The organism is Fictibacillus marinisediminis, assembly GCF_023149135.1.
Classification (GTDB): domain Bacteria; phylum Bacillota; class Bacilli; order Bacillales; family Fictibacillaceae; genus Fictibacillus_C; species Fictibacillus_C marinisediminis.
In genome coordinates, this window is record NZ_JAIWJX010000002.1 from 1,127,482 (window position 1) to 1,145,531 (window position 18,050).

The following is an 18,050-nucleotide window of genomic DNA, read 5'->3' on the forward strand; positions in this document are numbered from 1 at the left end:
CTTAAAATGGTGCCAGGCACCGCTTTTACATACTTGTGTAATCGCGGTGCCTGGCACCTTTCATTTTTCAGCGGAAGGTTTACTCCAGTGCGATAAGGATAATATTAAACGAGATGTTATATCTTTTGTTACATAAAAAAGTTCATTATAGTAGGATACATATGTTGGTACATAATTGCTTGAAAAGAAGGGTTGCACATGCTGGGAAATAGAGTGGTCAGAATTGCTTTTGAAGTGCTTTGCATTATTTTTGGGAGTTTGCTCATTGGGGTAGGATCGAATACGCTGCTTTTGCCGGCACATTTACTTTCTGGCGGCCTGATGGGTATTTGCATGATCATCTACAATACGTCAGGCTGGTCGGTCGGAACGCAATATTTTCTCTATAATATTCCGCTCCTAGTCCTGGCCTATATTCATCTGGGCAAGAAATTTATTATTTATACACTGCTGGCGGTTGGTTTCGATTCACTGTTTCTGCATCTTATACCGATTAAGATGATGTGGACACACAATATTATTCTTGCCTCGATCTTCGGGGGTGTGGTTTCTTTTGCTGGCGGAGCCATTATGCTTCGTGCCGGAGGTTCAAATGGGGGACTCGATGTTCTCGGGCGAGTGATCGCCAAGTATAAAAATCTTTCGATCGCCCGCTTCGGCCTGATCATGAATTTTATCATTATTTCCGTTTCCGCTGTTATCTTCAATGTACAGTCGGCCATGTTCACGATTCTTTCGATGTATGTCGGCGCGAAAACATACGATACCATCCTGACTGTGGCAGAAAGAAGTTCCGTCATGATTGTGACCGATAAAGGAAACGAGGTGTCAGGTGCCTTAAACGAAGCCTTTAACCGGGGGGTAACATTTTGGGAAGGTGAAGGAGCGTATTCTCATGAAAGCAAACAGGTAGTTTTTTGTGTCATTGTGAATATTCAATGGGCTGATTTGGTTGATATTGTGAAAGGTATTGATGAGACAGCCTTTATTTCGGCGATTCCTGCTCATAAGATTGTCGGAAACTTTAAAAATGTGTGGTAAAACAAAACCTGCCCAAGAAGGCAGGTTTTTGTTATGTCTAAGAGTCTTTTTCCACTAAAGTTTTTAGCATCGACATCTTGTTCTGCCAGAACTGTTCGAAGTAGGAGAGCCATTGCTCCAATTCAGACAAAGGCTCAGCTTGAAGCGTGTACAGCTTTTCCCTGCCGGACTTTCGATTTTTTACTAAACCTGCTTCAGACAGTATGAGCAGGTGCTTGGAGACTGCCGTCCGGGTCATAGGGAATTTTTCCGTGATTTCTGTAATGGCGAGTTCTTTCCCAGCCAGTATTTTTAAAATGTCACGGCGTGTAGGATCGGCGATGGCCTGGAAGACGTCGTGCTTTTTAGCTGTGTTCATTATTTTTCAACAGTTTGCTTTAAGCTCTGCATAATTTTTGCCCAGCCGCCGTTCATATTGTCCCGTACAGCGGATACTTTTTGCTGTGCTTTTGGAAGGATGGCATCTGGATGGCCCCAACCGCCATGTGTGAGTGTAAAATGGGTTTTGCCATCCTCTTCTTTTAGTTCAAATGTGACAATCCAGCCAAATTGATCCCATGCAAAAGAAAGCTTATTCGGCTCATCCACGACCAGCACTTTACATGGTGAAGGACCGAATGGAGATTGGATATGAAATTCATGGCCGACTTCCGATTCAAAATCATTGGGCATAAACCAGGAGGAAATCCCTTCTGCTGTCGCTACCGTTTTCCAGACTTTTTCGATGGGTGCATTAAAAACTTCCGTGTATTGAATATCTTTTACTCGTTCTTCCATTGGATTGGACATCATTTTAACCTCGCTTTTGATAAAAATATAAAACCAAATGGTTTCTCTTTCTGAATTATATACAACCATTTGGTTTCGTGTCAACAATGTTTCGGTTTTTTACAAATATTACATAGTATGGTTCTCCGCCATTGGAGAGAGAATTTAAGTATACCAATCGAGGAGGTGAACACACATGGCTCAACAAAATAACGAACTAGTTGTTAAAGGTGCTCAACAAGCTATCGACCAAATGAAGTACGAAATCGCTTCTGAATTTGGTGTACAACTTGGTGCTGACCAAACAGCTCGTGCTAACGGATCTGTTGGTGGAGAAATCACTAAACGTCTAGTAGCTCAAGCTCAATCTCAACTTTCTGGATTTGGTGGAACACGCTAATTCTAGCGAAGACATAACAGAATACTCAATGGACAAGGCTGCCTATTCTAAATAGGCAGTCCTTATTTTTTTCCAATCATTAAAAAGTATGAGTGTCAACATTATGTCAAATAATACAGTTGTGTACGAGATTCTACTTTCGGAGGTCATGAAATGGTATGGTCACAGCAGAGCATCAATCAGTTTAAAGACCGTCTCCAGCAGATGCAAAATGAATTGAACGAGCGGTTGGCGTATAACCGTCATTATGGAAATGAGTTAGAGCTTATTAAAGAATCGGTCAGCGAGCTTTCGAGTTATGATAACCATCCGGGGGATCTGGGCACAGAATTGTTCGAAAGGCAAAAAGATATTGCATTGAATGAATTAAATGAATCGGAATTGAAATCCATTCATCAGGCACTTGAAAGAATTAATGCAGGGGAATATGGATATTGCAAAACGTGCGGACAGCCAATCAGTATGGAAAGACTAGAGGCCTTGCCTACAACGGCGTACTGCAAAGAACATAGCCTTGAACAAAGCAGTTCCAATAACCGGCCAATTGAAGAAGAAGTATTGAAGCCTCCATATAGCCAATATAATAATGATCAAAAAGATGCAACCTTTTACGATTCAGAAGATTCCTGGCAGGACGTAGCTGTTTACGGGACGAGTGAGTCCCCATCAGATTTCTCGGAAAATGGAATGATGAATTATAATGAAATGTTTATTGAATCCGAAGAAAATGTGGGGTACGTTGAGGATATTGAAGGTTTTATCGCAACAGACATGGATGGAAGCAATACTCGCATCATTCCGAATAAAATGCACAAAGATTATGAACGGTTTTTGGTGGATCAGGAACAAACGGACGACGATTCTGACTATGTGTAATCATAAACTCCTTATCAAGCTGGATAAGGAGTTTATTTGTGTTAATGAAAAGAGGAATTATTTTCATTCAATTTTGTATAAAAAAACTTCTTAGAGAGATGTTAAAAAAAAGGAGGTGAACATACATATGGCAAAGCAATCTAATCAAGTATTAGTACAAGGTGCTCAACAAGCACTTGATCAAATGAAGTGGGAAATCGCTTCTGAATTTGGAGTTCAGCTTGGAGCTGACACTACTTCCCGTCAAAACGGATCTGTAGGCGGAGAAATTACAAAACGTTTAGTGGCTACTGCTCAACAGCAGCTTTCTGGTTACGCTCGTTAATTTCAATGAAAAAGCTGGCCGCAGTGCTGCGGACCAGCTTTTTCTTATTTCTGATCTAAATCTTCTTCACCCATGAATTGGTGTCATATCCTATCACTTGCCAGTAGCCCAAATACGAGTGATCAATGAATTCCATTCGTACGAGTACGAGTCCACTGGCTCCCGTAACTATTGTGTAATGGAACCAAACCATTGAAGAGGGAGCGATGTTTCTTTTTAATCAATAATCGGGCATATTATGGAACAACATCTATAAAAGGGACCCTTTTTAATGTTATGCCTAGATTTTTGGCAAATAAAAAGCTACAAGGAAATTCTTGTAGCCGACTTTACTTATTTGTGTGCCTCTTCTCGATCTCTGCGTCTTAGTCCTAACAGGCCTACTAATCCAAGTAGCCCAATCCATTCCCAGTTTGTATCATTATCGTTGTTATCGTTAACAGTAGAGACATTTCGAGTAGCTGGAGTGCGATCGTTGTAATTATTATTTGTGATTCTGTCTCCGCGATCCATCATGTCCGTCCCGCGTTCAGCAAATGCTGGCATGGAAAATGTAAAAATGGAAATAGCAATGGCACATATTAAAGCAGTTATTTTATTCATCAGTTATCCCTCCTTTCCAAACATCTATAATGTTTCCTAAAAGTAAAGCTTTATCCCTTAAAGCAAGGACAAATTTTTACCTTTTGTAGTAAAACATTTCACGGATATCTTTTAGTCGTCTAGACAATTCTATATATTGTGGCCTGAAATCAAGAGAGAGGTGGTCCACATTGAATAAATCGAATTTATTACAAATGGGGAGGACGATTATGGGAATCTTAAGCGGAAATCCACAGAATGAACCAATGCATTATGGGGAAATCTTCGGTATGTGGAGTTACCTTGCCGGAAATAAGGGATATGTCGCAGGATATGAAACGCTAATCAATCATACTGGAGACGGAGACTTGAAAAAATTCCTGGAAGACTCTGTTCAAGCCATGAAACAAGAAATCGAACAGGTCGAAAAGGTTCTAAAAGCCAATGGAATTGGTTTACCGCCAGCACCTCCTGAACGTCCAACAGCTTCTTTAGAAAGCATTCCTGCAGGAGCCCGCTTTAGCGATCCAGAAATTGCAGCTTCAGTTGCAAAAGATGGAGCAGCAGGTTTAGTCGCTTGCAGTCAGATTATGGGGCAGTCTATCAGGGAAGATATCGGAGCCATGTTTGGGCAGTTCCACATGAATAAGGCACAGTTTGGTGTACGACTCTTGAGGATGATGAAAGAAAAAGGATGGTTGGTTCCTCCTCCCCTTCACATGGAGATACCTGAGGCTGTTCACGCCTAACGATTAAAAAAGGGATGCCAGTCTGATTTTATAATCGACTCGCATCTCTTTATTATTATAATTATTTAAGAAATAAAAATAATTGAACCAACACCGAAGTATTCTCATAACAAGAATGAACGGCCATTTTTTGTTGCAAACTAGTAGCAGAAAAAGGAGGTTTTAACTTTGGAACAAGCAAAAGTCATATTAATAAAATTTATTGTAAGCTTGATTGCTTTTTCAATCGGACTGGACTTGTTTTTCGATGCAACGCTGACAGATATCATTTCTTTTGGTGTTACCGTAACGGCTGTATCTTATATCCTGGCTGACCGAATTCTCCTGCCTCGGATTGGAAGCACCAATACACTGATGGCAGAATTCATTTTAACGTACATGATCGTTTGGATTTTTGGAGCGATACTTCTTCACGGCTACCTGCAGATCGCTTGGGGGAGCGCTATCTCTGCTATAATCATCACAGCTGCGGAGGTTTATGTTCATCGTTATCTGCTCAAACATCTGCCGGAAAGAAAAAGAGAGATCAGGCATCATGGGGCCACACCTAAATTGCGATTTGTCACAGAATTTGCTGAAGATGACGATCCAACCCGCAAGAAGTAATACTTGTATAAAATTGACAAATAAGTGAGTATTTGCGTAAACTATTAGCGTAACGAAAAATTCCAGATTGAGGTGGAAAGGATGTTTTTTTTATCAACTGTTCTTATTAGAGATTTAGCTTATACGGGAGAAGTCTGCCCTTTTTTAGAAATTAAGCTAATCGAAGAACAGTAAGTAAAATCGCCAATCCCTTCTTATGTTATTAATTATTCAATGGGTAAGGTGTATTCACCTTACCCATTTTTTATTGCCCAAAAAATAAATAGGTTTTTTTATCATGCTGTTCTCTCAGTTAGCTTTGAAGCGAATCAAAGCAAAAGGAGAGAATGAAATGAGTATTTTATCTGTAACCATGTGACCCATATGTATGGAGATCAAATAAATTTTAAAGGTATCAGCTTCCGGCTGCTGCCTGGTGAACACGCCGGATTGGCCGGGAGAAACGGAGCCGGCAAATCAACCTTGCTGCGGATATTGTCGCAGGAATTGCTGCCTGACTCAGGAGCGGTTCATTGGCTTCCCAATGTTCAGCTAAAAACCATATTGGGAATGATTAACCCATTAAATGGTTCAGTTAAGATGGGGGCTCATGTTAAGCCAGCATACTTTGCACAGGAGGAAGCTGCCTTTTCGTTCCATAGTCCGCTTACGCGTATGAAGGAGCTTTAATGGACACAAAAAGAAATACGCCAAATACTGGCTATGTCTGGATGGAGTAATGAACTGATCCGACAGCCTCTTCTTTCTTTAAGCGGAGGACAACAAGCCAAAGCGAGGCAATGTGAGCTAATGGCTGCGAAGAGCAACTTCCTTGTCTTGGATGAACCGACCAACCATTTGGATACCCTGTCAAAACAAGCATTTAAAGAAGCTCTTGAAAAATATGAGGGAACCGTGCTGCTCGTCTCACATGAACCTGACTTTTATAAAGACTCACAGGTTTGGAATATTGATGATTGGCATCAAAAACGTTAATCAATCAGAAAAGAACAGCTGAATATATCGCTGTTCTTTTTTTTGGCAGGGATAGCCGCTATGCTATAGTATAAAGGTTCCATAAAAGACATATTTAGGATTATCCGCAATAATAGTAAAGGGGAGGGAGACGTATGAAAGTACTGATTGGCTCAATTCTGATTGTGCTAGTGCTTTGTTTTGGTGTATGGCTAATCCTGTCTCCTTCATTTAAAAAAGTGGGAGATAAGGCTACAAAATTCAAAGAAAAGCTGCAGGAGGAACAAGATGGAGAAGAAAAGCAAAAAGGGGAATAACCGCAGAATTTTAGGGGGAGTCATAGTTGGAGTGGCATTGCTGCTGGCAGTCGGGCTCACATCATTATTCATTGAAAAGATTCCGAATGGCTATGTCGGTGTCGTATACAGCCCGAATGGGGGAGTTCAGGAGGATACGCTCGGCCAAGGCTGGCACCTGGTTGGTCTTTTTGACAAAGTGACGATTTATCCGGTCAGGATGCAGACCGTAAATTATAGCAACATACAAGTTGCTACTTCGGACGGTAAGAGTGTGACGATTGATTTTGCCTATAACTACAGCATACAGCCGGATAAAGTCGTGAATGTTTTTAACAAATTCGGACCGGTTGAGATCGAAGAGATTGAAGGCTCTTATCTAAGAACAAGATTATGGGATGCAGGGCGTAAAGCGATCGCTAAATATTCCGTTATCGATACATATGGTGAAAAATCATCAGAAGCAGCAGGAAACGTTCAAAAAATCTTTGCAGATGATGTCCGAAAGCTCGGCTTTAATGTCAACAACCTGACGCTTGGCGTGCCTAAGCCTGATAAATCAACGCAAGCTGCTATCGACAAGAGGGTCGAAGCGGCACAGGAGCTTGAACGCAAGCAGATTGAGCTGAAGATCGCAAAAGCAGAAGCAGCGAAGAAACAGATCGAAGCCAAGGGGATTGCTGATTACAATGACATCATAAAAAAATCAATCTCTAAAGAAGTGATTCAGAACAAGTGGATTGAGAAATGGGACGGCAAGATGCCGAAAGCCACTGGTTCCAATCAATTGATTCAAATGCCGATCAACGAAAAATAAAAGCAGGCAATGACCCGACTTTTCACACATGCCGATAAACACTTTTTTCTAAACAGCCATTCGCTATCGAATGGCTGTTTTCGCTCCTTCATATCGATTTAACAGCCGAAAAAATGGCGGGAGGATCATAAAGATAGAAAAAAGCAAAATGAATATCTGCTTGAACTTACGTGTTTTTTTTCATAGTATCCATAAAATTTCATATAACGATTACATAAGAACGAAAAAAGACACCGTCAACTAGTGGCGGTGTCTGAGGATCATCCTGTGTTTCGGAGCCCGGCTGCAATTCCATTAATGGTGAGCAGCGCTTCTCTTAACAGGTCTTCATCCAGTTGCTCGTCTTCACGCAGCTTAGAAATCAATTCTACCTGCAGGAAGCTGAGTGGATCTACATATGGGTTTCTTAGTCTGATGGATTCTTTGATGTTTGGCAGCTGATCCATCAAATGATCCTGCTGTGTGATAAGCAGGATGGATTCAGTTGTGCGGTGGTACTCATTTTCAATTTCGGAAAATATACGTTTAGCCATCTCCTGGTCATTCACCATCGCCGTATATTCTCGTGCAGCGGTTAAGTCAGCTTTCATCAAGGCCATTTGCAAATTATCTATGGTCGAACGGAAGAACGGCCAATCATTGTACATTTGCTGGAGAAGGTTGAGTTGTTCATTGTTTTCCATATAACGCTGCAGTCCTGTTCCTGCCGCATACCAGGCTGGAAGGAGCTGACGGCTTTGGGTCCATGCGAACACCCAAGGTATGGCACGCAGGTCTTCAAAACGTTCGCTTCCTTTACGGCTCATAGGACGGGATCCGATATTGAGAGATCCCAATTCAGGAAGAGGAGTCGCTTGTTTAAAGTACGTCAGGAAATCAGGATCATTGAAGACAAGCTCTTGGTATTTCCTAAGTGATGCGGAAGAGATGCCTTCCATAACATCTTCCCATGCTTTTGTCCGGCTGTCGTTTTGCTGTGCATCTGTTGAAGCATTAGCGGCTGAAGAAAGCATTGTGGAAGTTGCTTGTTCAAGGCTCCTGTAGGCAATGTCATATAAGGAATATCTTGAGGACAGCACTTCACCTTGTTCAGTAATCTTAAATCCGTCTCCCAATGTTTCGGCTGGCTGAGAGAGGATGCTTCGATACAGCGGGCCGCCCCCGCGTCCTAATGAACCCCCGCGGCCATGGAAGAATTTTAAACGGACATTGTATTGATCAGCCACCTCATGGATTTCCTGCTGAGCCTTGTATAGCTTCCAGTTGGCCGTCAGGGTACCGCCATCCTTGCTTCCATCGGAGTAACCAAGCATGATTTCCTGCACGTTTCCATGCTGTTTCAGCTGTTGCTGGTAAAAGTCCATTGAAAACAGCTTTTTCATAATGGCAGGTCCGGAAACAAGATCATCAATCGTTTCCAGCAGAGGAGCGACATTCAGTTTGCATTCAACTCGCCCGTCAGCATGAAGACGATAAACTCCCGCTTCTTTTGCGAGTACAAGAACTTCCAGCAGATCACTTACCGATTCCGTCATACTGACCAAATACACTTCGATGGAGCGATCTCCAAATTCCTCATGGGCTTTATTAATCATCCGGAAGACATCAATCATCTGACTTGTTTCTTTAGAATAATCTTCAGCGAAAGGAAGAAGCAAAGGCCTGGGATCCTGTAATACTTTCCCTAACAGCTCTACTTTTTCTTCTTCATCCAGACGAGAATAGTCAGCAGCCAGATTTACAGAATGGAAGATCTCAGTGATTGCCGCTTCATGATCTCCGCTGTGATTGCGGATATCGAGTGTGGCCAGATGAAAACCGAATAATTCTACCTGCCGAATGAGCTGGTCAAGGCTTTTAAGCCTGAATCCATCCGGAGAATGTCCAAGAAGACTGCGTTTAATAAGCTGCAAGTCTTCCAAGAACTCCTCAGAACTTTGATACCCTTCTTTCGGTTTTCCGACCCGTTCTAACTTTTTCAGCATGATGGCCATTTTGCACCGATAGGCCTCATGCTCGATCTTCCACTGTTCTCCATCTTTTAGTATGGATAACTCCTCATGAATGGAGTCAGTTAATTCTTTGGATATGGCGACCTGTTTAGAAGATTGGCTCATCTGTTTCATTAAATTCGTCAGCGATGTATGATATTTTCGCAGCACCAGTTTACGATGTTTCTTTAAGGTTTCCCACGTTAACGCTGGAGTGACGTTCGGATTACCGTCACGGTCACCGCCAATCCACGAACCGAATCGCAGAATGTTCGGCACATGCCAGTCTTCAGCTGAATAATGCTCCTGCAGCGTCTCTTCAAGCTCATGATGAATCTGAGGAAGGACCTCAAACAATGTTTCATCGAAATAGTAAAGCCCGTTCGCAACTTCGTCCATCACGGTCGGTTTTCTGTCACGCAATTCATCGGTCTGCCACAGGATGGTGATCTCGTTAAACAGTTTTTCATTGAGCTCTTCCCGCTCACGGGGTGTGAGAACGGTCTGGTCGAGCTGGTGAAGCAAAAGAGCGATCCGTTTATGGATCTCCAGCACACTCCGTCGTGTCGCTTCTGTCGGATGGGCAGTAATAATCAGCTCCATCGACAGTTTTTCAATGACGTTTTTTATGATGTCAGCGTCGATGCCGTTTTCTTTAAACTGGGTGACTGTGTACTCCAGTGACCCAGGCTGGTGCCCATCCTTGAACTGGTATTCCCGTCTGCGCCGTATGCGGTGGTTTTGTTCAGCGATATTTACAAGATGGAAATAGACGGCAAACGCCCGTATGACTTGCTGCCGCTCGGGGTGTTTTAAGCTGGCAATCTCATTTTTCAGCTCCTGATAGGTTAATTCGTCATTATTTCTAAGAGATTTTGTCATTTCTCTAATTTTTTCAACTTTATCAAGCAGTGCCTGTCCGCCTTGCTGAACAAGGACATTCCCCAGCAGCTGGCCGAGAGATTTAACATCCCGGCGGAGGGGTGAACTGCTGTGATCTGATTTTGCTGATTCTAAGATTTTTGTCATCATCTCACCTTCCGTTTCTTAGCTGTCATTCTTTTATTTTTGTGCTGTTTTATTATTAGAATATTTTGATTTATAGGCATTGTATCATAAAACATCTTGATTTTCACAAATGAAAACGAGCAGGAAGGAAATCTGTACAATTATCTTATCGTGAGAAACTATAACAGTTCTGCGTGTAAGCGGATACATGAAACGAGAACAAAAAAAGACCCGGCCAGGGCTTTTGACAAAAAAATTGTCAAAAAACTCCGTTAGCCGGATTATTACGTCTAAATATGAAAAGGGGTTGTTGGGATGCCTTAACTATATCAGCTTGTCCTGTGATGGGAGTAAATATGGGACATTTTAGACAATCAACAAAAATATTAAACAGCTCCGTCTGTCGTTCATACTTTGTTCATTTCTTTCAGGTATAGTAAAGGCATGGAAGGGAAACAAATTTTACCAATGAAGGTGATGAACTTTGAAAAAAGAGAATAACGTAAGCTCGAAGCAGTTTATTGATTTAATAAAAAAGACCAACCCGCCAAAACTGAAACTGAGTATGGCCATCCTCATGAGTGTCATTACGACACTTGTCGGTCTATGTGTTCCGCTTTTCACGAAAAACTTTGTAGATAAATTTTCATTATCCACATTAAACGCTGCGCAGATTGCACTGCTGGCTGCTGTATTGCTCGCACGGGCGGCGGCAGGGGGGATATCCGTCTACCTCTTGAATATGGTTGGAAATGGAATTGTAGCGGGTATCCGCGACCGGTTATGGAAGAAACTGATTTCCCTGCCGATTCCTTTTTATGATAATCACCAGACAGGGGAAACGATCAGCCGAATGACGAACGACACGGCTGTGATTAAAAATCTGGCGTCCGAGCATTTTACGAATTTTATTAACGGCATCATCTCGGTAGTCGGTTCCGTGATTTTTCTTTTAATCTTAGATTGGAAGCTGACACTTATCACACTGGTTATCGTACCGGTAGCCATGCTGGTCATTATTCCAATCGGAAAGCAAATGCATAGAATCTCAAAGGCCACACAAGATGAGAATGCCAGATTTACTGCCATTCTTAGTAAAGTCCTTATGGAAGTCCGTCTTGTAAAATCTTCAAATGCAGAGGAAACGGAGTATTACAACGGCAAGGAAGGTATTCAGAACCTCCTTCGATTTGGGATTAAAGAAGGTAAGTACCAGGCGATGCTCGGACCGGTCATTTCGCTTATTCTTATGCTTCTGCTTGTCGTCATCATAGGATATGGGGGTATGAGGGTTTCAAGTGGAGCGTTAAGTGCCGGATCACTGGTTGCTTATCTTCTGTACTTGTTTCAGATCATTCTGCCGATGACTCAATTCGCGATGTTTTTTACAGAGCTTCAAAAAGCAAAAGGAGCGACAGAACGAATCATCACGCTGCTCGACCATGAAGAAGAGGACTATGCATCTGGCCGAGTATTGCTGCAAGTCGATCAAACCCTGCATGTGGAGGACCTCCGTTTTGCATATAAAGATGAGGAGATTCTGAAAGGAGTCAGTTTTTCTGTAGAACCGGGAAAAGTGACGGCGATCGTTGGGCCGAGCGGCAGCGGTAAAACCACTTTATTTTCATTGTTTGAGCGATATTATAAACCTAATGGCGGTGAAATTAAATTAGGAGAAGCACCGATTGATCAATTCACGCTAGCATCATGGAGAAGCAAAATCGGCTATGTTTCCCAGGAGAGCCCGCTCATTGCGGGAACAATAAGAGATAACATCTGCTACGGGCTGGATCGGAAGGTGAGTGAAGACGAACTTCAAAAAGTGGCAATGATGGCATATGCTGATCAATTTATTAACGATCTGCCCGACGGCTTTGATACCGAGGTAGGAGAGCGTGGAATTAAGCTTTCAGGAGGACAGCGCCAGCGAATCGGTATTGCACGTGCTTTGCTGCGTGATCCGCAGATTCTGATGCTTGATGAAGCCACCTCCAGCCTTGACAGCAAGTCAGAGATTGTCGTTCAGCAAGCATTAAACAATCTGATGGCTGGAAGAACTACGATCGTCATCGCCCACCGGTTATCAACGGTAGTGGATTCGGAACAGATTATCTTTTTGGAAAAAGGAGAAATTACAGGAACAGGAACACATCAGGAGCTGTTTCAATCTCATGATCTCTATAGGGAGTTCGCTCTTCAGCAGCTTCATAAACAAGATAAAGAAGCAAAGGATGAGGTGTATGGCCAGGATCTTAGTTGTGGATGATGACAGCCATATTCGGCAATTGGTCGGAGCCATTTTAAAGAATGAAGGATTTGAAATGCGCTACGCTGAGGATGGGGAGGAAGCACTGAGCATACTGGAGACCGCCTCCGTTGATCTGATGATCTTAGACATCATGATGCCAAAATTGGATGGATGGGAATTAGCAGAGGAAGTGAGGGCTTATTATGATTTTCCTTTGCTCATGCTTACAGCAAAAGGAGAAACGAAGGAAAAAGTAAAAGGGTTTCAGCTTGGAACGGATGATTATGTTGTGAAGCCGTTTGATCCGGCAGAGCTTGTTGTCCGGGTAAAGGCTTTGTTAAAACGCTATAACATTTCAGCATCTAACACAGTAAAGGCAGGGAAGCTGTCCATCGATAAAAACACGCACAACGTGACAGCCGGAAAGCAAGTGTATTCTCTTCCTTTAAAAGAATTCGAGCTATTGTTCCTGCTTGCGAGCTATCCCGGGAAAACCTTTTCGAGGGAACAGCTGATTCAGCAAGTATGGGGACCGGATTATGAAGGGGATGACAGGACGGTGGACGTTCATATTAAACGGCTGCGCGCACGTTTTACAGAGGAGAAAGCGGGGATTAAAATCAGTACGGTATGGGGACTTGGATACCGATTGGAGAGCGGAACATGAATAGGCATGAGAATAAGGCATTAAACATGCTGCTCCATACTCTGGGCTTTTTCGGGATTCTCTGTCTTTTGTTTCTGTGCTGGTCAGGTTTCTTTTATCTAACGCCCTTCCTCTATAAAGGGATTGGTTATCACCCCTCATCTCTGCTTGTCTATTTAACAGGTTCTGTTCTCGGACTTCTTTTCTTTGGCGTAATCGCCCATCTGATTGGCAGAAAGCAGCGGCGCAGCGGGATGAACATTTTTAATTTGATGAACGATGCGGTTAAACAAATTGCTCAAGGAGATTTCAGTGTCAGTATTCGAACTGAAATGAGGAAAGGCCATGTTATCACTGATCTTGCCGATAATATTAACGCAATGGCAAAGGAACTGCAGAGCCTGGAGACGATGCGCCAGGAATTTATTTCGAACGTTTCTCATGAGATCCAGTCGCCATTAACATCAATCCGGGGCTTTGCCAAGGTTCTGCAAAACGACGAATTGGAGCCGGAAGATCGGAAGCATTACTTGTACATTATTGAAAAGGAAAGCAAACGGCTCTCTAAGCTAAGTGATAATCTATTAAAGTTAACTTCGCTCGAATCTGACCGCCACCCTGTAGAGAAGATGGACTATGAACTGGATGTTCAGCTAAAGCATGCCATTCTATCGTGTGAACCTTCTTTGATTGATAAAGGTATAGAATTTCAGCATTCTTTAGAGAAGGTGAACGTGGAAGGGGATCAGGATCTCCTGAATCAAGTGTGGCTTAACCTCCTATACAACAGTATTAAATTTACACCAAGAGGCGGGATGATTCGGCTCCTACTGGAAAGAAGAGAGGGTGAAATTTCGGTTTCTGTTCAGGATAACGGGATCGGAATTTCAGAAAATGATCAAATTCATATCTTTGAACGATTCTTCAAATCGGATAAATCCAGAAACAGGGCATCTGAAGGAAGTGGATTAGGATTGTCCATCGTAAAAAAGATTGTAGAGATGCATGAAGGACGGATAGAGATCGAGAGCGAACTGCAAAAAGGAACGATTTTCACTGTCTATCTTCCTGCTCCTGTAGAATAGTAAATATAAGATGCAAAGATGGCTCTCAAAACCGAACAGGTGTGGTGTTTTTAGAGAAGGAAGACCTTTTATAAGAAAAGCGAAAGCGCCCTGCTAAAGTCCGACAAGCGCTGGAGCTCTTATCCAACAACACGCTTTTTGTGGTGAGGGGTAAGAGCGAAGCGACCAAAGACGAATTGTGATTTACAATTCGTCCTCCGAGGACTTAAGCTGAAAACTGAAATTCGTTTTCAGCCCTGGGCGCTAGAGCTAGACATTACTTCTATGCAAGCAGAATGATATGCTTTCTTATCTAAAAGAAAAGCGAAAGACCGCTCATTCATAGAGCGGTCTTTTTAAGTGCTTTATTCAGCGTTGTTAATGATGGCAAGCATCTGATGATCTTCCCAGCTGCCGTTTATTTTTACAGATTTTACAGCAATACCTTCTTTATGAAATCCTGCTTTTTCTAATACCCGGATGGAACCTTTGTTGTGCGGCATGACACCCGCTTCGATGCGGTGAAGCTTCTGGACTTCGAATGCATACGATATCATCAGTTTGACGGTCTGCGTCATATACCCTTTTCCATTGTAATGCTGATCAAGACAGTATCCAAGCATTCCGGTTTGAGCAGGTTCACGTTCAATTTTGAACAATGAAATATCACCAATTAGTTTTCCGGATTCTTTTAAATGGATGCCGAAACTGTACTGATGATCCAGTTCTTGCATGCTCTTGATCACATTCAGCCGTTCTCGCTGTCCTTCCAAAGTATAGAACTCATGATCTCGAAACGGTGTAAATTTTTGAAAAAATTCACGGTTATCAAGCTCCAACTGAAGCATTGCTTCTGAATGTGAAGTGTCAAGAGGCTTCAAAAAGAAGTGTTCATCTTCCATCCTCATAATCTCACCTTTTTAATTCATATGGTATCACATTGAAGACAAAAACGGGCAGAGAGTGAACGTTTCCATTCCAATTCTAAGAAAATCTTACAATTGCGACAAAATACGCTATAATAGGTTTTATAGTTTACAGGGTTAAATATTTACTTTGCTTATCTATCAAACTCAATTTCAATTTTAGCATGCTGAATGATATAAAAAAAATAGGAGTGTACGTTCATGAACTCAATCATCCCTATGGCTAACTATCTATTGGAGAACTCTGGAACACTCTCTTCAGACATTGTTGATGAGATCATCGGCAGTTTTCATTTTGATGTTCCAGAAGAGGAGATCAAGCAAGCTAAATTAATGTACGATGAGTTTTTTGTTTTTTTAGCACAATCTCTAGATTGTCAGGAAGGCTCTGTCCCTGATGCTCTATTGTCATGGAGTAAGGCTAACGGAGAAGCAACTGCAAGAAGCCAGCTCAATATCTCTCAAATTATTATACGTTATCCTGATACTCGTATGGTTTTTTCGGATTTTGTAATGCGAATTGGCATGGAATTCGGATTAAACACTCGAGAAGTAGTCATGGTCATTAAACGAGTGAATCAGATGCTGGATCTAAGCATAAATGAAACGGTGTTTGCTTTTGAACGCTATAAAGACAGTGTTATACAAGAAGCACAAAAAGAAATCAGGGAATTATCCACACCTATTGTACCCATCCAAGACGGAATTGCGATTCTTCCTTTAATCGGAACGATAGACTCGAATCGATCCGACCACTTGCTAAATCGTGTGGTTCCAAAGATTGCTCCCTTGGGCGTCAAATATCTGATACTTGATTTTTCAGGAATTGTTACCATTGATACTGAAGTGGCAAGGCACATCTTTACTGTACACAGTGTTTTGGCTCTCCTCGGAATTGATATTGCAGTAACAGGGATACGTCCTGAATTGGCCAGCAGAATTGTAAATGCCGGCATTGATTTTACTTCCATCAAAGTCTATGGAAATGTGAAACAGGCCATTGAAAACATGACGTTTAATTAAAAGTGTCAGGCAACCGTGCCTGGCACCATTTTTTCCTTTACTGATCGGCTTTCGATATTTTCTTGATCTTACTTAACGAAAGATTATGCAGTTCACCATCATCATCTATTATGATTCTCAGCTTACGGGCTGTTTCGTCCATGTAATGAACTATTCCTTTTATTTCTGAGAGGTTCCCGTTTTGAAACACAGAGAAATTTAAGGGAACCGCAATCTCCATAGCCTCTAAAATCAATTCGTTCATCTCTTCAAGCTGCTGTTCATCAGGAAACGGCTCTTCCACTTCATAATATTCCTTCAGAAAATAGTCCTTTAGTTGGCTTACAGTTTCCGGCAGCATCAAGCTTGTCTTCCATTTTAGGTTACCACGGTCACGTATAAAATCGGCCACACTCCTTTATACCTATAATGCACGAACAAGCGTTCTTATCAAACGAGAAATATTTGTTAAACTAGAAGAAGCAGGCTGTTTGAGTGATCCACAGCCTGCAAAAAGATTTAAAATGTATTGTAAACATTGTCGCACTCATCAGGAGTGGGCTGATAGAAGCAATGGAGTTTATATCTGGCAACAAACGGCTGGCCATACCAGGTAGACGGACAATTTCCCTGCGGTCTGAAGTACCATAAGCTATATTTTGCCGGCCAGTATCTTTCTCCATTAATGGCGCGTTTTGCCAGCCGTTTTTCACTCGATCTTGCTGCTTGATAAAAATATCCGTGTGTTACGGCCTCAAACGCATGGGGCTGGTAAATCATCTGGGGAATCGTCCTCAGCCCTCTAAAATCGGAACAATTGGCACGGATCCTGTTAATACCAACATTTCCAATCAGCTGCATTCCCCGGACGCCTTCTCCTTCTCCTTCCGCTCGAAGCAATCGGGCTAACAACGTAATATCTGAACTGCTGGCTTGCACGACGGCCACGGTATCACCTCCAAGAATCCTTCCTTAAACTATATAAAAAATAAGTTTGGGCCATAACCGAAAACCATAATTTAATCCTATGTATTGGTAAATGGAAATAAAATCCATTAATGAGAAAGATATACGTCCTGTTTGAAGAATCAATAAAAATAGATGCAGGAGGTTTAAAACATGATTGAACAAGCGAACCGTGAGGAAACAGCGTACATACTATCCAATGCTGCTCTTTCTGCAAATGAAGGATTGCAAGGGACTGGGGTTCTAACGCAGGAAAAGGCAGAGCATATGCTTACCGCTATCATGGAAAAGGGGGCGTATCACCTCGTATACAAAGATCGGGATAAAGTAGGCGGCTGGATCATGATCGGCCATAATACGGATTATTTTACTGAAAAAGAGATCGGTTTTATTTACGACGTCTACATACTGCCGGATTATAGGGGAAGAGGACTCTCTAAAAAACTAGTCGAGGCAGGAATCAGTGAGTTAAAGGAAAAAGGGTATGAAGAAGTTAGGCTAAATGTATTTGACGCCAATTTTGCGAAAGGCATTTACGAAAAAATGGGTTTTGAGCCGCTGCAAACGATCATGGTGTATAAGTGATGAATGATGAATCTAAAGAGATTGAACCAGAAGAAATAACGGTTCATGGGTTACCAGCAGAAACACTCGATTGATGACTTTCCTTAAAAGTCACAGCCGTGGGTCAAATGGTTCGTCATCCTGTTATTAATTGTTTTCGGAGGAAGCTTGCTGATCGCTCTTCTGGGCTTTTTATAGAACCAAATAAAAAAACCGGCAAG

General features: G+C 42.1%; 20 protein-coding genes and 1 pseudogene. 14 read left to right on the forward strand and 7 right to left on the reverse strand.

Going from position 1 to position 18,050, the window contains the following annotated elements; translation table 11 throughout:
* Positions 1-198: 198 nt before the first annotated feature.
* Entirely contained in the window at positions 199-1,041 is an 843-nt protein-coding gene (locus LCY76_RS06230) for a YitT family protein (RefSeq protein WP_248251907.1), read from the forward strand.
* A 37-nt stretch (positions 1,042-1,078) separates the two neighbouring features.
* Here the strand turns inward: LCY76_RS06230 and LCY76_RS06235 are convergent, their stop codons facing one another.
* The gene (locus LCY76_RS06235; protein ID WP_272885576.1) at positions 1,079-1,399 is read right to left on the reverse strand and encodes an ArsR/SmtB family transcription factor; all 321 of its coding nucleotides are present in this window, start codon (positions 1,397-1,399) and stop codon (positions 1,079-1,081) included.
* The gene (locus tag LCY76_RS06240) at positions 1,399-1,830 is read right to left on the reverse strand and encodes an SRPBCC family protein (RefSeq protein ID WP_419714925.1); all 432 of its coding nucleotides are present in this window, start codon (positions 1,828-1,830) and stop codon (positions 1,399-1,401) included. The genes LCY76_RS06235 and LCY76_RS06240 overlap by 1 nt, the downstream gene beginning before the upstream one ends.
* A gap of 175 nt (positions 1,831-2,005) precedes the next feature.
* Between LCY76_RS06240 and LCY76_RS06245 the strand changes: the two genes are divergently transcribed.
* The 3 genes from LCY76_RS06245 to LCY76_RS06255 all read left to right on the forward strand — a co-directional run bounded on the left by LCY76_RS06245 (position 2,006) and on the right by LCY76_RS06255 (position 3,410).
* Entirely contained in the window at positions 2,006-2,209 is a 204-nt protein-coding gene (locus tag LCY76_RS06245) for an alpha/beta-type small acid-soluble spore protein (RefSeq protein ID WP_248251908.1), read from the forward strand.
* A gap of 153 nt (positions 2,210-2,362) precedes the next feature.
* A complete protein-coding gene (locus tag LCY76_RS06250) occupies positions 2,363-3,085 on the forward strand; it encodes a TraR/DksA C4-type zinc finger protein (protein ID WP_248251909.1) in 723 nt (240 codons plus the stop codon).
* Positions 3,086-3,212: 127 nt separating this feature from the next.
* Positions 3,213-3,410, forward strand: coding sequence for an alpha/beta-type small acid-soluble spore protein (locus tag LCY76_RS06255; RefSeq protein ID WP_248251910.1), 198 nt, complete (start codon positions 3,213-3,215; stop codon positions 3,408-3,410).
* A 333-nt stretch (positions 3,411-3,743) separates the two neighbouring features.
* Here LCY76_RS06255 and LCY76_RS24015 read toward each other — a convergent pair whose 3' ends face one another.
* Complete coding sequence (locus tag LCY76_RS24015) at positions 3,744-4,013, reverse strand: WGxxGxxG family protein (RefSeq protein ID WP_419714926.1); 270 nt, start codon at positions 4,011-4,013, stop codon at positions 3,744-3,746.
* Between the two features lie 209 nt (positions 4,014-4,222).
* On the opposite strand from LCY76_RS24015, the gene LCY76_RS06265 reads away from it, so the two are divergent.
* The 5 genes and pseudogenes from LCY76_RS06265 (at position 4,223) to LCY76_RS06285 (ending at position 7,414) form a co-directional block, all read left to right on the forward strand.
* On the forward strand, positions 4,223-4,741 hold the full coding sequence (locus tag LCY76_RS06265; protein ID WP_248254608.1) for a DUF3231 family protein: 519 nt from the start codon (positions 4,223-4,225) through the stop codon (positions 4,739-4,741).
* Between the two features lie 168 nt (positions 4,742-4,909).
* A complete protein-coding gene (locus LCY76_RS06270) occupies positions 4,910-5,347 on the forward strand; it encodes a YndM family protein (RefSeq protein ID WP_248251911.1) in 438 nt (145 codons plus the stop codon).
* A 363-nt stretch (positions 5,348-5,710) separates the two neighbouring features.
* Positions 5,711-6,322, forward strand: a pseudogene (locus LCY76_RS06275) (ATP-binding cassette domain-containing protein).
* Between the two features lie 134 nt (positions 6,323-6,456).
* Entirely contained in the window at positions 6,457-6,618 is a 162-nt protein-coding gene (locus LCY76_RS06280; RefSeq protein WP_248251912.1) for a hypothetical protein, read from the forward strand.
* Positions 6,590-7,414, forward strand: coding sequence for a prohibitin family protein (locus LCY76_RS06285; RefSeq protein ID WP_248251913.1), 825 nt, complete (start codon positions 6,590-6,592; stop codon positions 7,412-7,414). Before LCY76_RS06280 ends, LCY76_RS06285 begins: the two co-directional genes overlap by 29 nt.
* Positions 7,415-7,674: 260 nt before the next feature.
* Here the strand turns inward: LCY76_RS06285 and ppc are convergent, their stop codons facing one another.
* Positions 7,675-10,437, reverse strand: a complete 2,763-nt coding sequence (gene ppc / locus LCY76_RS06290; RefSeq protein WP_248251914.1) for a phosphoenolpyruvate carboxylase — start codon at positions 10,435-10,437, stop codon at positions 7,675-7,677.
* Between the two features lie 460 nt (positions 10,438-10,897).
* Between ppc and LCY76_RS06295 the strand changes: the two genes are divergently transcribed.
* Genes LCY76_RS06295 through LCY76_RS06305 form a run of 3 tightly spaced genes read left to right on the forward strand, consistent with a single transcriptional unit; the run spans position 10,898 to position 14,392 of the window.
* The gene (locus tag LCY76_RS06295; RefSeq protein WP_248251915.1) at positions 10,898-12,679 is read left to right on the forward strand and encodes an ABC transporter ATP-binding protein; all 1,782 of its coding nucleotides are present in this window, start codon (positions 10,898-10,900) and stop codon (positions 12,677-12,679) included.
* Complete coding sequence (locus tag LCY76_RS06300; RefSeq protein WP_248251916.1) at positions 12,654-13,328, forward strand: response regulator transcription factor; 675 nt, start codon at positions 12,654-12,656, stop codon at positions 13,326-13,328. Before LCY76_RS06295 ends, LCY76_RS06300 begins: the two co-directional genes overlap by 26 nt.
* The gene (locus LCY76_RS06305) at positions 13,325-14,392 is read left to right on the forward strand and encodes a sensor histidine kinase (protein WP_248251917.1); all 1,068 of its coding nucleotides are present in this window, start codon (positions 13,325-13,327) and stop codon (positions 14,390-14,392) included. The genes LCY76_RS06300 and LCY76_RS06305 overlap by 4 nt, the downstream gene beginning before the upstream one ends.
* A gap of 344 nt (positions 14,393-14,736) precedes the next feature.
* On the opposite strand, the gene LCY76_RS06310 is transcribed toward LCY76_RS06305, so the two are convergent.
* A complete protein-coding gene (locus tag LCY76_RS06310; protein WP_419714927.1) occupies positions 14,737-15,279 on the reverse strand; it encodes a GNAT family N-acetyltransferase in 543 nt (180 codons plus the stop codon).
* Positions 15,280-15,498: 219 nt separating this feature from the next.
* Between LCY76_RS06310 and LCY76_RS06315 the strand changes: the two genes are divergently transcribed.
* Positions 15,499-16,320 (forward strand): STAS domain-containing protein, encoded by an 822-nt coding sequence (locus LCY76_RS06315; protein ID WP_248251919.1) that lies wholly within the window; start codon positions 15,499-15,501, stop codon positions 16,318-16,320.
* A 37-nt stretch (positions 16,321-16,357) separates the two neighbouring features.
* Here the strand turns inward: LCY76_RS06315 and LCY76_RS06320 are convergent, their stop codons facing one another.
* A complete protein-coding gene (locus LCY76_RS06320) occupies positions 16,358-16,660 on the reverse strand; it encodes a YolD-like family protein (RefSeq protein ID WP_248251920.1) in 303 nt (100 codons plus the stop codon).
* A 158-nt stretch (positions 16,661-16,818) separates the two neighbouring features.
* Positions 16,819-17,247, reverse strand: coding sequence for a cell wall hydrolase (locus LCY76_RS06325; protein ID WP_248251921.1), 429 nt, complete (start codon positions 17,245-17,247; stop codon positions 16,819-16,821).
* Between the two features lie 171 nt (positions 17,248-17,418).
* On the opposite strand from LCY76_RS06325, the gene LCY76_RS06330 reads away from it, so the two are divergent.
* Complete coding sequence (locus tag LCY76_RS06330; protein ID WP_248251922.1) at positions 17,419-17,850, forward strand: GNAT family N-acetyltransferase; 432 nt, start codon at positions 17,419-17,421, stop codon at positions 17,848-17,850.
* The last annotated feature ends 200 nt before the right edge of the window (positions 17,851-18,050 follow it).

Bases quoted from the DNA above. Each gene is read 5' to 3' on its own strand.
- LCY76_RS06230 (WP_248251907.1), top strand. From the start codon at position 199: ATGCTGGGAAATAGAGTGGTCAGAATTGCTTTTGAAGTGCTTTGCATT.
- LCY76_RS06320 (WP_248251920.1), bottom strand. From the start codon at position 16,660: ATGCTGCCGGAAACTGTAAGCCAACTAAAGGACTATTTTCTGAAGGAA.
- LCY76_RS24015 (WP_419714926.1), bottom strand. From the start codon at position 4,013: ATGAATAAAATAACTGCTTTAATATGTGCCATTGCTATTTCCATTTTT.
- LCY76_RS06245 (WP_248251908.1), top strand. From the start codon at position 2,006: ATGGCTCAACAAAATAACGAACTAGTTGTTAAAGGTGCTCAACAAGCT.
- LCY76_RS06285 (WP_248251913.1), top strand. From the start codon at position 6,590: ATGGAGAAGAAAAGCAAAAAGGGGAATAACCGCAGAATTTTAGGGGGA.
- LCY76_RS06305 (WP_248251917.1), top strand. From the start codon at position 13,325: ATGAATAGGCATGAGAATAAGGCATTAAACATGCTGCTCCATACTCTG.
- LCY76_RS06265 (WP_248254608.1), top strand. From the start codon at position 4,223: ATGGGAATCTTAAGCGGAAATCCACAGAATGAACCAATGCATTATGGG.
- LCY76_RS06310 (WP_419714927.1), bottom strand. From the start codon at position 15,279: ATGAGGATGGAAGATGAACACTTCTTTTTGAAGCCTCTTGACACTTCA.
- LCY76_RS06235 (WP_272885576.1), bottom strand. From the start codon at position 1,399: ATGAACACAGCTAAAAAGCACGACGTCTTCCAGGCCATCGCCGATCCT.
- LCY76_RS06250 (WP_248251909.1), top strand. From the start codon at position 2,363: ATGGTATGGTCACAGCAGAGCATCAATCAGTTTAAAGACCGTCTCCAG.
- LCY76_RS06280 (WP_248251912.1), top strand. From the start codon at position 6,457: ATGAAAGTACTGATTGGCTCAATTCTGATTGTGCTAGTGCTTTGTTTT.
- LCY76_RS06255 (WP_248251910.1), top strand. From the start codon at position 3,213: ATGGCAAAGCAATCTAATCAAGTATTAGTACAAGGTGCTCAACAAGCA.
- LCY76_RS06330 (WP_248251922.1), top strand. From the start codon at position 17,419: ATGATTGAACAAGCGAACCGTGAGGAAACAGCGTACATACTATCCAAT.
- ppc (WP_248251914.1), bottom strand. From the start codon at position 10,437: ATGATGACAAAAATCTTAGAATCAGCAAAATCAGATCACAGCAGTTCA.
- LCY76_RS06300 (WP_248251916.1), top strand. From the start codon at position 12,654: ATGGCCAGGATCTTAGTTGTGGATGATGACAGCCATATTCGGCAATTG.
- LCY76_RS06315 (WP_248251919.1), top strand. From the start codon at position 15,499: ATGAACTCAATCATCCCTATGGCTAACTATCTATTGGAGAACTCTGGA.
- LCY76_RS06240 (WP_419714925.1), bottom strand. From the start codon at position 1,830: ATGTCCAATCCAATGGAAGAACGAGTAAAAGATATTCAATACACGGAA.